General features: G+C 58.0%; 12 protein-coding genes, 1 tRNA gene and 3 pseudogenes. 13 read left to right on the top strand and 3 right to left on the bottom strand.

The window, feature by feature from the left end:
* Positions 1–112: 112 nt before the first annotated feature.
* The 6 genes from ACQB61_RS03520 (at position 113) to ACQB61_RS03545 (ending at position 6,121) form a co-directional block, all read left to right on the top strand.
* Positions 113–688, top strand: coding sequence for an ABC transporter ATP-binding protein (locus ACQB61_RS03520; protein WP_430514277.1), 576 nt, complete (start codon positions 113–115; stop codon positions 686–688).
* Positions 681–1,541, top strand: a complete 861-nt coding sequence (locus ACQB61_RS03525) for a branched-chain amino acid ABC transporter permease (protein WP_006938358.1) — start codon at positions 681–683, stop codon at positions 1,539–1,541. Before ACQB61_RS03520 ends, ACQB61_RS03525 begins: the two co-directional genes overlap by 8 nt.
* Positions 1,538–2,551: a branched-chain amino acid ABC transporter permease gene (locus ACQB61_RS03530; RefSeq protein ID WP_430511511.1), complete on the top strand. Its 1,014-nt coding sequence runs from the start codon at positions 1,538–1,540 to the stop codon at positions 2,549–2,551. Before ACQB61_RS03525 ends, ACQB61_RS03530 begins: the two co-directional genes overlap by 4 nt.
* The gene (locus ACQB61_RS03535; RefSeq protein ID WP_430511512.1) at positions 2,548–3,555 is read left to right on the top strand and encodes a carbon-nitrogen hydrolase family protein; all 1,008 of its coding nucleotides are present in this window, start codon (positions 2,548–2,550) and stop codon (positions 3,553–3,555) included. Before ACQB61_RS03530 ends, ACQB61_RS03535 begins: the two co-directional genes overlap by 4 nt.
* A 233-nt stretch (positions 3,556–3,788) precedes the next feature.
* Positions 3,789–5,210 (top strand): amidase family protein, encoded by a 1,422-nt coding sequence (locus ACQB61_RS03540; RefSeq protein ID WP_430511513.1) that lies wholly within the window; start codon positions 3,789–3,791, stop codon positions 5,208–5,210.
* A 185-nt stretch (positions 5,211–5,395) separates the two neighbouring features.
* Positions 5,396–6,121 carry a LuxR C-terminal-related transcriptional regulator gene (locus tag ACQB61_RS03545; RefSeq protein WP_430511514.1) on the top strand — a complete coding sequence of 242 codons (726 nt, stop codon included), beginning with the start codon at positions 5,396–5,398 and terminating at the stop codon, positions 6,119–6,121.
* A gap of 41 nt (positions 6,122–6,162) precedes the next feature.
* Here ACQB61_RS03545 and ACQB61_RS03550 read toward each other — a convergent pair whose 3' ends face one another.
* Positions 6,163–6,876: an IclR family transcriptional regulator gene (locus tag ACQB61_RS03550; protein WP_430511515.1), complete on the bottom strand. Its 714-nt coding sequence runs from the start codon at positions 6,874–6,876 to the stop codon at positions 6,163–6,165.
* 319 nt (positions 6,877–7,195) lie between these two features.
* On the opposite strand from ACQB61_RS03550, the gene ACQB61_RS03555 reads away from it, so the two are divergent.
* The 7 genes and pseudogenes from ACQB61_RS03555 to ACQB61_RS03585 all read left to right on the top strand — a co-directional run bounded on the left by ACQB61_RS03555 (position 7,196) and on the right by ACQB61_RS03585 (position 11,788).
* On the top strand, positions 7,196–8,194 hold the full coding sequence (locus ACQB61_RS03555; RefSeq protein WP_430511516.1) for a TRAP transporter substrate-binding protein: 999 nt from the start codon (positions 7,196–7,198) through the stop codon (positions 8,192–8,194).
* On the top strand, positions 8,194–8,715 hold the full coding sequence (locus tag ACQB61_RS03560) for a TRAP transporter small permease (protein WP_430511517.1): 522 nt from the start codon (positions 8,194–8,196) through the stop codon (positions 8,713–8,715). The genes ACQB61_RS03555 and ACQB61_RS03560 overlap by 1 nt, the downstream gene beginning before the upstream one ends.
* A pseudogene (locus ACQB61_RS03565) lies at positions 8,708–10,061 on the top strand (TRAP transporter large permease). The gene ACQB61_RS03560 and the pseudogene ACQB61_RS03565 overlap by 8 nt, the downstream one beginning before the upstream one ends.
* 63 nt (positions 10,062–10,124) lie before the next feature.
* Entirely contained in the window at positions 10,125–10,685 is a 561-nt protein-coding gene (locus ACQB61_RS03570; protein WP_430511518.1) for a ketopantoate reductase family protein, read from the top strand.
* Positions 10,682–11,026 (top strand): ketopantoate reductase family protein, encoded by a 345-nt coding sequence (locus ACQB61_RS03575; protein WP_430511519.1) that lies wholly within the window; start codon positions 10,682–10,684, stop codon positions 11,024–11,026. Before ACQB61_RS03570 ends, ACQB61_RS03575 begins: the two co-directional genes overlap by 4 nt.
* A gap of 275 nt (positions 11,027–11,301) precedes the next feature.
* Positions 11,302–11,597 (top strand): annotated as a pseudogene (locus ACQB61_RS03580) (transposase); the annotation flags it as partial.
* Positions 11,598–11,638: 41 nt separating this feature from the next.
* Entirely contained in the window at positions 11,639–11,788 is a 150-nt protein-coding gene (locus ACQB61_RS03585; protein ID WP_430511520.1) for an integrase core domain-containing protein, read from the top strand.
* Positions 11,789–12,259: 471 nt separating this feature from the next.
* Here the strand turns inward: ACQB61_RS03585 and ACQB61_RS03590 are convergent.
* Positions 12,260–12,336, bottom strand: a tRNA-Met gene (locus ACQB61_RS03590).
* A 370-nt stretch (positions 12,337–12,706) separates the two neighbouring features.
* Positions 12,707–13,890 (bottom strand): annotated as a pseudogene (gene mnmA / locus ACQB61_RS03595) (tRNA 2-thiouridine(34) synthase MnmA).
* Positions 13,891–14,089: the final 199 nt, after the last annotated feature.

Raw genomic sequence — 14,089 nt, forward strand, 5'->3', positions numbered from 1 at the left:
GTGATGTGAAAGCGGGCTACGGCAGCATGTCGGTTCTCTTTGGTGTCAGCCTTGATATCGCCGAGGGGAAACACTTTCGCTCATCGGATCCAACGGTGCGGGCAAATCCACACTGTTTTCCGTCATTACCGGGCTGCTGCCTCCTGCCTCCGGGGAAATTGAACTCGACGGCGCCAGCCTGACCCGCAAATCTACCTCGGCGATTGTCGATCATGGCATCGTTATGGTCCCCGAGGGCCGCAAGCTGTTTCCGAGCCTCACGGTAGAGGAAAACCTTCTTTTGGGCGCCTACCGGAAGCGGCCGGGCGACTGGACAATCGGCCGCGTGCTGGACACGTTCCCGATCCTGAAGGAATTGCGCCGCAGACCCTCTCAGGCACTGTCGGGAGGGCAGCAACAGCTCGTTGCTGTCGGTCGCGCCCTGATGGCCAACCCGAAGGTTCTTCTCTGCGACGAGCTCTCGCTCGGCCTGTCTCCCTCCGCCGTCGACATGGTCTACGGTGGTCTGGAGAAAATCAGGGGAGCAGACGTCTCCATCATTCTCGTCGAGCAGGATATCGCCCGGGCGTTGAAGGAAAGCGATCACTTCGCCTGCATGCGGCATGGCCGCATCGTGCTCGAAGGGGCGTCGGCGACAGCCAGCCGAAATCAGATCTCGGACGCCTATTTTGGAGGCTCTCATGATTGAGCTCTTGCTGAACGGCCTGTTCGTCGGCGCCCTCTATTCCCTCTTCGGCCTCGGCCTGGCTGTGACCTTCGGCCTGATGCAGCAAATTAATCTGGCGCACGGTGACATGATTGTCTTGTCGGCCTATCTGGCATGGCTTGCCACCCAGGCGCTCGGAATAAACCCGCTCTTTTCTCTGCCGTTCGTCGCTCTCTTGATGTTTGCCTTCGGTTACGCCCTGCAGCGGGTTGTGCTGAACAGGACCATCGGCAGAGGGCCAATGCCAACCCTGCTCGTGACTTTCGGCTTGTCCATCGTGCTGCAAAACATGATGCAAATAGGGTTTAGCGCGGATACCCGCAGCCTGCAGCCGGGCAGCATCGGTTCGGCCGCCCTCCCGCTCGGCTCTTTCTCCATCGGGGTGATGCCGCTCTTCTTCTTCCTGTTTGCCTGCCTGGCCTTCGCCTGCACCTGGCTTGTCTTTGCCAAGACCAGCTTCGGGCGCGCCGTGCGTGCAACTTCGGACGATCACAGAACAGCGAGGCTGATGGGCATCGAAACAGGCCATATCTTCTCGCTGGCTCTGGCCATTTCGCTGTCGGTATCGGCAATTGCCGCGATTTTCCTTGGCATGCGCTCCACGTTTGCGCCTGCGGCAGGGCCGGAACGGATGTTGTTCGCTTTTGAGGCTGTCATCCTGGGCGGGCTCGGCTCGATCTGGGGAACGTTCTTTGGCGGTCTCGCGCTTGGGCTCGCCCAAGCTATTGGTCTCGCTATCGCCCCGACTTTCGGCCCTCTCGCGGGGCATCTGGTCTTTCTCGCCGTGCTGCTTTTCCGGCCTGCAGGCATGTTCGCGAGGAGGAACGGTCTATGATCAAGCGGATCGACAACGCCTATGTGACGCTTTTCGCGGTAGCCGTGGTGCTGTGCTTGCTGCCTCTCGTTCTGTCGAAGGCAGGACTAGTGCTGGCAACGGAATTTTGTGTGGTGCTGGCAATTGCACTTGCCTGGAACCTTCTTGCCGGGTTCTCCGGCATCGTTTTGATCGGTATGCCTTTGTTCATCGGTGCAGGCGGTTACACGCTCTATCTGGTGGCAAATGCGCTCGGGATTCCACCATATCCCGCGATCCTTGCCGGGGCAGTCGTACCCGCAGTCATCGCCTATGCCCTGTCACCGCTTCTGTTCAGGCTTGAAGGTGCTCAGCTCGCCATCGGGTCATGGGTCATGGCCGAGGTCGCGCGGCTTCTCTGCCTGATCACTCCTGCAGTCGGAGCCGGCGGTGGCCTGAACCTGGAAGTATTACGGCTTGTACCAAGAAGCTTGCGGCTACCGCTCAACTTCGCATTTGCGGCAATAGTGCTCTTCATCACGCTTTCGGCAATCGTGATTTTGCTCAAGAGCCGTTTCGGGCTTGGCCTGAGAGCCATGCGTGACAGCGACGCGGCCGCCGAGGCAATGGGTGTCAACACTTCCAGGGTAAAGCTTTTCACCCTCATCACAGCCACGGCGCTCTCGGGGGCGGCAGGGGCGTGCTATTACATCACCAGCATTCAGATCACCCCTAGCAGCGCCTTTTCGCAAAACTGGATCGCCATAACGATATTCATCGTCATCCTGGGCGGTATCGGTTCGGTGGAAGGGCCAATATTTGGTGCTATCGTTTACTATCTGCTGCGTGAAACCCTCTCGGATCTGGGCCCCGGCTATTTCGTCATCAGCGGCTTGCTCGCCATCACCGTCACCATCTTTCTGCCGGAAGGTGTCTGGGGTCTCATCAAGAGGCTTATTCGTATCGATTTGCTTCCGATCGCTCACCACGAAGCGCGCCGGGTTCATGGAACCCATCCGACAATTACAAACAAGAAGGGGAAACTTGCATGAAAGCTATCAAAGTTGCCGCCGTTCAGGCCGCTCCGGTTTTTCTGGACCTGAACCGCTCCATCGACAAAGCCGAACAACTGATCACGGAAGCTGCCCGCAACGGCGCGAAGATCATCGCATTCCCGGAGACCTGGCTGCCGGGCTATCCTTGGTTCGTGTGGTTGTCTTCACCTGCCGAAGCCATGCAATTCTTTGCCCCCTACCATCACAACAGCATGAACGTGAACTCCGAGCAGATGAACCGCCTGCAGGCAATTGCGCAGCGCAATGACATCTTCATCAACATGGGGTTCTCCGAGCGGGAAAACGGGACGCGCTACATGTCCCAGGCGATGATCTCCAACGAGGGCGATCTCCTGCAGGTTCGCAGGAAACTCAAACCAACCTTTGCTGAACGCATGGTGTTCGGGGAGGGCGACGGTTCGGATCTGGAGGTGGTAAACACGTCCATCGGCCGCATTGGAGCCTTGAATTGCTGGGAACACGCGCAACCGCTCGTACGGATGGCCATGCATGCGCAGGGTGAGGATATCCATGTGGCAGCTTGGCCCAGCTTCTGCCTGTACCGCGACATGGCCTACGCGCTCGGTCCGGAGGTAAACAACTCCTTCTCCAGAACCTACGCAGTGGAAGGCAGTTGTTATGTCCTCGCGCCTTGCGCAACGGTGAGCCAGGAAATGTTCGACATCATGGCACAGACACCGGAGAAGGCGCATTTGCTCAATCCGCGCACGAGCAAGCCTGGCGGCGGCTATGCAATGATCTACGCTCCAGACGGCAGGGAGATGTGCGAGCCTCTCGCCGACGACGAAGAAGGCATTCTTTATGCGGATCTCGACCCGGCTCTGATCGACATGGCGAAGGTTGCCGCAGATCCGCGCGGGCATTACGCGCGTCCGGACGTCCTGCGACTGGTCCTCAACAAGGAAAAACGTAGCGTCATGTCCGAATTGAACTCTGCCGAGAAGGCTTCCATCGTACGGCCTTTTGAGGTCGAGGAGTAGGAAACATCGTCCCCCGGTCCGTGAAAGCTGCGACTGGGGGACAAGCCGGGACGTACATCCGGTAATTCGCTCAGACACATACCCAGAAACAGTAGGCCACTACGAAATCTGGAACCACCATTGAACCTCCGGCGGAGATCAACGCCCGCAAGGAACGATCCTGTGCGCCCTGGGTCGTGTATCCGCAAGGCTGACCATCTCCGGCAGGAAGGGCGTCAAGTGAGAAGACACCAATGTATATTCCCGAATTGAGTTGCTCCGAGCTTGCATCCCTTATTTCGCAGGGCGACCTGCTTGCCACGGAAGTATGCGATGCCCTGATTGAGCGCGTTCAGGAATACTCGGACGCCAATGCGTTCACGGAGCTGGATGCAGAAGCAGTCAGGCAAGAGGCCCGGGAATGCGACAGCCTGCGTGCCAAAGGACACACAAGAGGCCCGCTTCACGGTGTGCCGGTTTCGTTCAAGGACAACATCAACGTTCTCGGCTATCGAACGACAGCCGGCACGCCTGGCATGCGCGACTTCAGGCCCGCATCAGACGCTCCGGTGGCCCGGCGTTTGAGGCAAGCTGGTGCGGTGGCCTTCGGCAAAAACAACATGCATGAACTGGCCTATGGCACGACCACAAACAATGCCCTGTTCGGACCGGCGCGCAATCCGTTCGATCCAGACCTGGTGTGCGGCGGATCAAGTGGCGGCAGCGCCTGTGCCGTGGCACACCGCATGGTTCCCGCGAGTATCGGAACGGACACGGGCGGGTCGGTCCGGATACCGGCAGCCTTCTGCGGCCTATGGGGATACCGTCCCAGTTCCGGCCGCTGGCCCACGGCGGGGATCGTTCCGATTTCGCAAACACGGGACACTCCCGGACCGATTGCACGGACGCCGGAGGACCTCAACCTTCTCGACAGTCTCGTCGTCGGTTTCTGTGAAGTCCCCAAGCCTGACATGATCAGAGATTTGCGGATAGGCATTGCGAAGTTCTTTTGGGACACGGCGGATGCGGACGTGGTGAAGACCTGCGAGGAAGTGCTGAAGCAACTTCAGACCATGGGTGCTGTGGTAAAGGTCGTGGACGACCGTAGTCTTGTGGCTCCCCACTTCGCGTCTACGAGCAACATCGCCCACTATGAAGGCAGGGTAACGCTTGAGGAGTTTCTTGAAATCTACAATGTCGGCCGCTCTTTCGAGGCAGTCGCCAGGTCCGTAGCCTCGGACGGCGTCCGGTCGATTCTCATGGATCAGCTCAGCGCTGAAACTATGGTCGCGGCGGAAATCTATGCCGAAGCTGTCAGGGTTCATCGGCCAGAGCTGCAGAATAGTTACAGGCGCATTTTCCGGGACAACTCTATCGACGTGCTTGCGTTCCCGACCTCGCTCATTCCGCCACCACATATTGGCGATGATGAAACCGTCAACCTAAATGGCGAAGATGTGCCTCTATTTACGGCATCGATCCACAACACGGATGTGGGCAGCAATGCAGGCCTGCCCGGGATAACGCTTCCCGCAGGGCTTATAGCTGGACGCATACCGGTGGGACTTTCCTTCGATGCGGCCGCCGGGGCCGACAGGCTTCTGCTTGATATCGCACTCTGTCTCGGGGAAAGCTTTCCGTCACTTAGTCCTAAAATTTGGCACAAGAATAAGTAAAAAACAATTCAGAGTACCAAAACCAGAACGGGCTCAGGAAGGGGCAGCAACCGGCAGGGTGTAGGACACACAGACTTTATGAGCCAACGGACATAATAGACGGCAACAACAAATTCTGTGCGCTTGCATAGTGGCACGGTATTTGCGTAGGATTTTCATATGTGCTGTTGACGGAGATTGCGCGCATGAGCAGTCACATCTACGACATGTCCTCCCAGGAAACCCGGCTTTTGGCCGGAATCATATCGACGCTTTCCGTTGGCGGGAGTCAGGATGTGCGCACGGAGGTTTTCCCGGATATTCTGATGCTCCTGAGAGCGGATGTTCTGGCTTCCTTCGAATGGGACCCTCGCGCGGGATCCTATGGCAACCCCTTCACGATCAATCAGGACCCTGACAATATCGAGCGATACCGCAACTGGTATCAATTCCGGGATCCCATGACAGAAAAACTGCGCGGACTGCGCCGGGCTGCGCACGTGGAAGAAGTCATTTCCAAACCCGACCTGCAGAAGACTGAATTCTACAACGACTTTCTGGCGCGGGACGGAATGCATCACGGCGTGAACCTGTTCATGCTTTCCAGCACTCGCGAACTCGCCGACCTTCGCATCTGGAGGCATCGCAACCGTCCCGATTTCGGTGAGCGTGAAATCGATCTGCTGACGATCATCGGCCCCTTCATGCGCAAGGCGCTCTCCCTGGCGCCGGAAGTCAGTCTGGACATGCTGACAGAACGGGAAAGGGACGTCGCACTTCTCATCGCGCGAGGTTGTTTCGACAAGGATATCGCCCGCGTTCTCGGTATTGGGTTCGCGACCGTCAGAACGCATCTCGGCAATTGCATGACAAAACTGGGCTGCGCCAACCGAACCGAACTTGCAGCCTTGGTCTCCAAACTCTCACACTGAGCTGCTTAGCCGTGAGCTGTGCCAAGCTCTGGAACTAGTCCTCACAACTCTGCAGAAAGCTCCTCAGCCACCGCCTTCAGTTTTGGCAAGGCTGCTTCGACCATCGCATCGTCAAAACGGTTGAGCATTCCGAAAGTGCTCAAGGTGGCTGCAATCTTACCTGAGCCGTCGCGGATCGGGACGGACAAGGCCCCGATTTCAGGTTCGTTCTCGCCCCTGTTACGCGCAAATCCGCTAGCTGCGATCTCGGCCAATTCGGACTCTGGTGGCAACTCGTGTTGTTTAGCCCATTTCAGCCGATCCTGAATTCCCATGTCAGCAAGCCAGATCTTGCCCTGTGCCGTGGTCTCGATGGGAAGCACCGTGCCGATGCGGATGTTGACTGATATCGGTCTTTTTGACATGGCCACTGATATGCAGGCGGGGCCTCTTCGGCTAAGGCGGCAGACCATCACAGATTCATTGAGAGCGTCGGCAAGCCGCCGGACATGCGAAATGGTCCGCGTTGCAAATTGGTCGTTCTTCTCCGCAAGTCTGCCCAGACCTTCAATCGCCGGACCAAGGCAGAAGTATCCTCTGCGGTAGCTCACCAGAGCGCCAACTTCTTCCAGAGTAACGAGAAACCGGTGAGCTGTCGGCACATTTGTGTCCAGTTCAGCCGCGACGGTCGTGGCGGATATCTCAGGCCGCTCATCACTGAAAAGCTGAAGGATTGCGAATGCTTTGACAATCGATCCATTGATCGGTGTGGCCATAGCCTGTCTCCAAATCTTCCAAAGTCTCTTTAGGCGCACATCCTTTGTGAAACAACAAAAGATATTGACATCCCCCTCAGGGAACATCACTATATGAGAAAATAATTTCATATAGTAAGAATAAAAAGTTGAATGACAGCCAAGCTGTCGTCTTCGGGCCGGATGTCGCAGCACAGGGAGCGGACATCCGATCCACAGCCCAACCCGGCCGGTTTCGAGTAGGTGAGGTCATACAAGCCGGAAGCCCCGAAGAGTAAAGCAGGAGGAGGAACCGTAAATGCTGACAAGAAGAACCATGATGGCCGCCATGACATGCAGCATGCTGATGGCTGGCTGGCAAAGCGCGCACGCGGCCGAGTATGAATTCAAGCTGCATCACTTTCTAAGCGCCAACGCGCCTGCCCATACCCAGATGCTGGAGCCTTGGGCAAAGGCGGTCGAGAAAGCCACTAACGGCAAGGTCCATATCGAAATCTTCCCGAGCATGACGCTTGGCGGTCGCCCGCCGGAGTTGATCTCTCAGGTTCGCAGTGGCGTGGTGGATCTGGTTTGGACTGTCAACGGTTACACGCCTGGGCTTTTCCCACGCAGCGAGGTCTTTGAGCTTCCGACCGTGTTCAAGAACGACCCGGCCGCAACGAACCTGGCGATGCGCGAACTCTTCGAGAGCGACCTGAAGGACGATTACGCTGGTGTGGAAGTGATGTTTCTCCATGTCCATGCGGGTCAGGGGATCCACATGGGAGACACGGAAGTCCGCACACCGGCAGACCTTGCCGGAAAGAGGATGCGTGTCCCGACAAGGACAGGCGCTTGGGTGATTGAGGCGCTTGGTGCAACACCTGTGGCAATGCCGGTTCCCGAACTGCCGCCCGCGCTACAGAAAGGCGTTGTGGACGGGGCCTTCATTCCCTGGGAAATCATCGCACCGCTGAAGATCCAGGAGCAGACGGAATACCAGATCGAAGGTGCCGACGAGGGCCGCTTCGGCAATACAGTCTTCCAGGTCTCGATGAACAAGGGCCGCTGGGATAGCCTGCCCGCCGAGATTCAGGAAGGCTTCCGAAAGGCATCCGACGAGGACTGGCTTCGCCAGGTCGGCGAAATCTGGCGCAAATCCGATGACTTCGGCATAGATCTAGCCGTCAAGAGTGGCAACGAACATATCGTGCTGACACCTGAAGAAACCGCCGCTTTTGACGAGGCTGTTCGTCCGGTTGTCGACCGCTGGATCGAGGAAACGGGCACAAAGGGGTTTGACGGCTCTGCACTCGTTGAGAACGCGCGCTCGGTCACTGCTGAGAATGCGACGCGCTGATGGTTGCAAACCAACCACTTCGCAGCACCGGCTTTGCCGGTGCTGTCCACCGGGGCGCTGAAGGATGGGCGCTGCTTGGCGGTCTCATCCTGCTTGCGGTGGTCGGCGCCAACATCCTCTCTGTCATCGGCAAGCCCCTAGGCATCTCTTTTGCCGGAGATTTCGAACTGACTGAGATGGGCGTGGCGGTGGCAGCCTTCGCCTTCCTTCCCTACTGCCAGATCACAAGAGCGAACGTTACTGCTGATATCTTTACCTCTGGCGTATCGCCCAGGATGATGGCCTTCCTCAACTTCGCAGGAGCGTTCGTGGCGCTCGCATTCAGCATTATTCTTCTCTGGCGCATGTTTCTCGGCATGCAGGAGCAGAAGACTTACGGCTATGCCACCACGATCCTTCAGATTCCGCAGTGGCTTGCGTTCGTTCCCATTCTCCTATCGCTTGGTCTTCTGATGCTAACTTCACTCGTTAGCGCGATGGAGGAATGCAAGAAGGCGAAACAGGGAGCAAAACATGTCTGAGGCTCTACTCTTGGGCCTGGGAGGCCTTGTTGCTCTGATCCTTCTGATTGGTTTGCGAATGCCTATCGCCTACGCCATGATCCTGGTTGGCGGTCTGGGCACCATGCTGATAAACGGCCCTGCTCTGGTTCTCAATCAGCTCAACACGCTCGCCTACGGCCAGTTCTCGATTTACGATTTGTCCGTGGTGCCGATGTTTGTCCTGATGGGGGCAATCGCTTCAAGAATCGGACTTTCGCAGGCGCTCTTCCGGGCTGCCAATGCCTGGCTAGGCTGGCTCCCTGGAGGCACTGCAATGGCGGCGATCGCCGGTTGCGCAGGCTTTGGTGCCGTCTGCGGATCTTCGCTGGCCACAGCCTCGACCATGGGCAAGGTCGCTCTTCCGGAGCTGCGGCGATACAATTACTCCCCGCACTTTCGACCGGTACGCTGGCGGCGGGCGGCGTTCTCGGCATCCTGATACCGCCTTCCGTGGTGCTTATCATCTACGCCATCATCGTGGAGACCAATATCGTCACGATGTTCATGGCGGCGTTTATTCCCGGAATGCTCGCTGTCATCCTGTTCATTGCCACCATCGCCATCTATGTCGCGATCCGCCCCGAAGCCGCGCCGAAGGGCGGGAAACTTTCCAGAACGGAATTCTGGGAGGCCACCCTCGGGATGACGCCAGTTCTGGTCATCTTCGGCATGGTGATCGGAGGTATCTATTTCGGCCTGTTCAATCCGACGCCGGCAGCAGCCGTGGGGTTTTTCTGATACTGGCGCTCGGGCTGGTTCGCCGACGGCTCTCGCGGGATGACCTGAGAACCTGCCTGCTTGAAACCGCTTCGACGACGGGCATGATCTATCTGATCCTGCTCGGCGCCGAGATGCTGAAGATCTTCATGTCCCGGTCGGGGCTGCCCCAGGAAGCCGCGCTTTGGGTCGCCCAATCAGGCATGCCACCCATGACTATTATGGTAGTAATGCTGATCGCGTTGATCCTGCTGGGCTGCCTCATGGATTCTCTTTCGATGATCTTGCTTGTCATCCCGTTTTTCTGGCCGGCCCTCGTGGAGGTCAATGGCGGAATCTATCAGATGGCTGACGGCTCAGGCTTCGGAATGAGCACGGAGGACCTCAAGGTCTGGTTCGGGATTCTCTCTCTGATCGTGGTTGAGCTTGGGCTTATAACCCCACCGGTCGGCATGAATGTTTTTGTCATTTCCGCGATTGCGCGTGACGTACCGATGATCGAGACCTTCAAGGGCGTCATGCCTTTCTTCTGTGCTGAAGTGTTTCGTGTGTTGATCCTTCTGAGCTTTCCAATTCTCACGCTTTGGCTGCCAGCCGTTCTGCGTTAGCGACAAACAAGACAATCAGGCCGCTCGGCTTGCACCGGGCGGCGCTACAACAGGAAAATCATAATGACATGGGCAATACTGGGGGCGGGAGCACTTGGCTCGGTCATCGGAGCAGAGCTTTTCAACAATGGGGCAGATATCGTTCTTCTCGATACGAATGAGGCCCATTTGAAAGCTATTCAGTCTGAGGGGCTTCGTGTTGATTGGGACGATAGGACCGATCACCTGCCGATCCGGGCCATGCGTCCGGAAAACGCACCCGAACTCGAGCTTGTAATCCTGTTGACAAAGACGATGCATTCTCAGGCTGCACTGTCATCTATTGCTCCCAGGATTGCCGCCGGGGCTTGCGTCCTGACGCTTCAGAACGGCCTTGGCAACGTGGAGAGAATTTGCGGCCTGGTTCCAGAAACTCAAATCCTGTATGGCTGCACGATGACCCCGGGAGACCTGCGTGGCCCCGGCCATGTGGTCAGTCACGGAATTGCTTACACCCCTTCTCGCCGCTCACTGAAAACCCAATTGCAGGACGTATTTCAGAAAAACTCATTGCTGCCGGCTTTGAGAAGACAAGCAATGCGGCCGCAAAGATATGGGAGAAAGCTTCGTTCAACTGCGCAATGAACGCCACGGCGGTTCTCGGCGAGGGAACGGTCGGCCAGATCGCCGATTTCGTCGGCGGTGACCTTGCCCGCAAGATCGCGTTCGAGGTCCTCGAGGTCGCTGCTGCAGAAGGCATTGCTACGAACCGGACTGCGGTCGCCGAGCAGATCGACTTCGCTCTCGAACACCATGTCGCGCATAAGCCCTCTATGCTTCAGGATATCGAGGGAGGCCGGAGAACGGAAATAGAATCCCTGAACGGGTATGCCGCCGAAAGGGGAGCCGCCCTTGGTGTTCCGGTTCCACTGAACACCCTTCTAGCCTCTTTGGTGCGTATGAAAGAACAGCAAAGACTGGCCTGATGACACTTTCGAAGTTCGGAAACGGGCGATACCGTTTCGTGCAGAGTTCAGGAAAAATGAACCTCTCAGATCTCGCAAAGGAGCCCAGGGACGGTTCTTCAACGTCGTTGATCTGATCAACAAGCTAGATGCCGAGGCGAGCGCCGACCGGCAAGACCGGACCGCTGATTTGATCTCCTACCCCGATTTCCGGATCCTCGACGAACTGTGTGGCCTGCTCTCCTGAAAAGTTCTCGTTTTGAGGATAGTCTGTTCTCAATTGAAAGAAACAGACGATGCAGCGGTCTAGGTTCTCCGAAGAACAGATCATTGGCATTTTTGAAAGAACATCAGGCTGGTATTTCGGCCGCTGAGCTATGCCGCAAGTATGGCGTCAGCGATGCGACCTTTTACAAGTGGCGCTCAAAGTACGGCGGCATGGAGGTGTCTGAGGCCAAACGGCTGAAGGCCCTGGAAGAAGAGAACGCAAAACTGAAGAAGCTGCTCGCGGGAGTCGATGATTGATGTGTCGACACTTCGCGAGATGCTCGGAAAAAACCTTCTGATGCCGGGTTCAAGGAGGAATGCCGTGAACTGGGCATCGAATGGCACTACATCGCTCCAGGCAAACCGATGCTGAACGGCTTCGTCGAAAGCTTCAATGGGTGCCTGAGAGACGAGTGTCTCAACGAGCACTTGTTCCGCAGCTATCACCACGCCCGGGAAATTCCAGTTCCCGCTGGCCCAAATTCGGGGTGCACGTCACACCGTCAACAGCGCTAACTTATGAATGCAGACAACCGGGGGAACAGGTCAAACCGGATCAAATCCCGCGGCGATAGCGCGATGTTTGAAGTTCTTGAACATTTCCTCTTACGTCCTGCGCGGGAACAGCCGGTCGTCGGAAATTGGCCAGGTGTCGGTGACATGTTCCCGGAGTGTCCGCAGGTTCATCTCGATGAGGTCAGGATAGTCGATGCTCTCGTTCATCCTGTAGATTCAGCCAAGGCACTCACGAAGTCGATGTTTCGCGACAACGTACAGGCTGGTCCCCAAAGACTTTCTATAGGTGGGTTTGCCGAGCATCCGAGCAAGATTCTTTGAAAGCCGGATTGGCAGGTGATGCCGACCGTCATGGCGCTGGATATAAGATACAATTGCCATGGTCTCGCCGCGTACAAGAGCGTGAGACCTGTCACAAAACAAGAGTATTTCATCTTGTGTAATCTATTGATTTTATCGATGACTAATTGATGGTAGCGGAGGAGGGACTCGAACCCCCGACACGCGGATTATGATTCCGCTGCTCTAACCAACTGAGCTACTCCGCCATCCGTCCGTCTGCCGTTTCTTGGGGCCGGAGCGGTTGGTGCTGTCCGGCGGGCAGAGGCTTGAGCGCGGCGCGGTGGCGCCGGTGTGGGGAGCTTATAGGAAGGGGCGGGGGCTCCTGTCAAGCGGGGTTTGACGGGATTTTGACAGGCGGCACAAGTGGCTGTCCGCCCTGTGGATGACGGCGGTGAAGCTGTCCGGCAAATGCGGGGAAACTGGCGGATTTCTGATGCCTTGGGGCGCAGCTGACTTCCGGCGATGGGAATGGCGCAGGTTGCAGAGCCCGGCAGGCCAGAGGGCGCGCGCCATTCCGCAAATTTTGTAAGTTCCCTGATGAAACCTCCCGGCAGGCCTGCCCACCGGGAGATTGGATCACGCCGCTGGCAGCGTCCGGTTTTCTTCGCGGGTGAAGGCAGGGCTGGTGAGGCCGAGGGGTCTGGCGCGGGCGATCCAGCCGCCGCCCAGAACCTGCGCGCTGCTGTCGTCGCTATCATAGAAGACGCAGGCCTGCCCCGGCGCGACACCGGTTTCCCCATCAGTCAGTTCCACCTTTGTGACGCCATCTGTAATGGTCAGCACTGCCGGGGTTGGGGGCGGGTGGAGCGGACCTTGGCGAAGACTTCGGCGCGCATGCCTTCCGTGGCGGGTTCCGTGCCCAGCCAGTTGAGGTCGCGCAGCTCCAGCGTGCGGGTGGCGAGCGCTTCCTTGGGGCCGACGAGCACGCGCTTCTGCGCCGCGTCCAGATGCACCACGTAAAGCGGTTCGCCGGTGGCCACGCCAATGCCGCGCCGCTGGCCGATGGTGTAGTGGATGATGCCCTCGTGGCGGCCCAGCACGCGCCCGTCCAGATGCACGATGTCGCCCGGCTCCAGCGCGTCGGGACGCAGCTTCTGGATCACATCGGAATACTTGCCCTTGGGCACGAAGCAGATGTCCTGGCTGTCCTGCTTGTCGGCAACGGACAGGCCGAATTCGCGGGCCAGCTCGCGCACGTCCGCCTTCGGCATGCCGCCGAGCGGGAAGCGCAGGAAGTCCAGCTGCTCCTGCGTTGTCGCAAAGAGGAAGTAGCTCTGGTCGCGATCAAGGTCAGCGGGGCGGAACATCTGGTGGTGGCCGTCGGCACCCGGCGCGGTGCGCACGTAATGGCCCGTGGCCAGCACATCGGCGCCCAGCGTGCGGGCGGTGGTCAGAAGGTCGGAGAACTTGACCGTCTGGTTGCAGGCCACGCAAGGCACCGGCGTTTCGCCGTTGAGATAGCTGTCGGCGAAACGGTCGATCACCTGCTCCTTGAAGCGGCGCTCATAGTCCAGCACATAGTGGGGAATGCCGAGGCGCTCGGCCACGCGGCGGGCATCGTGAATGTCCTGCCCGGCGCAGCAGGAGCCCGCCCGGTGCACGGCGGCGCCATGGTCATAAAGCTGCAGGGTGATGCCGATGACATCGTAGCCCTCGCGCTTCATCAGGCCGGCAACAACGGATGAATCGACGCCGCCGGACATGGCGACAACGACACGGGTTTCTGCCGGGGACTTCGGCAGATGAAGGGAATTCAGCATTTTCGTCCTCTCGTTCCGCCGGGGTCAAGGTCCGGGGGCGGGATGGGCGTTGGCCGGAGGGGTATGACAGCTGGAATGCCGCAGGTCAGGCTGTTCCGCTTTTCCGCAGGCAGCCCGGCGGAACTGCTGTCAGGCCGTCCGGAAGATGAGGGGCAGTATACAGGCAAGGCGCGTTGCTGCCAATCGGCCCGGCAAAAGG

Source organism: Pannonibacter phragmitetus, assembly GCF_050510895.1.
Taxonomy (GTDB): Bacteria; Pseudomonadota; Alphaproteobacteria; order Rhizobiales; family Stappiaceae; genus Pannonibacter; species Pannonibacter phragmitetus_B.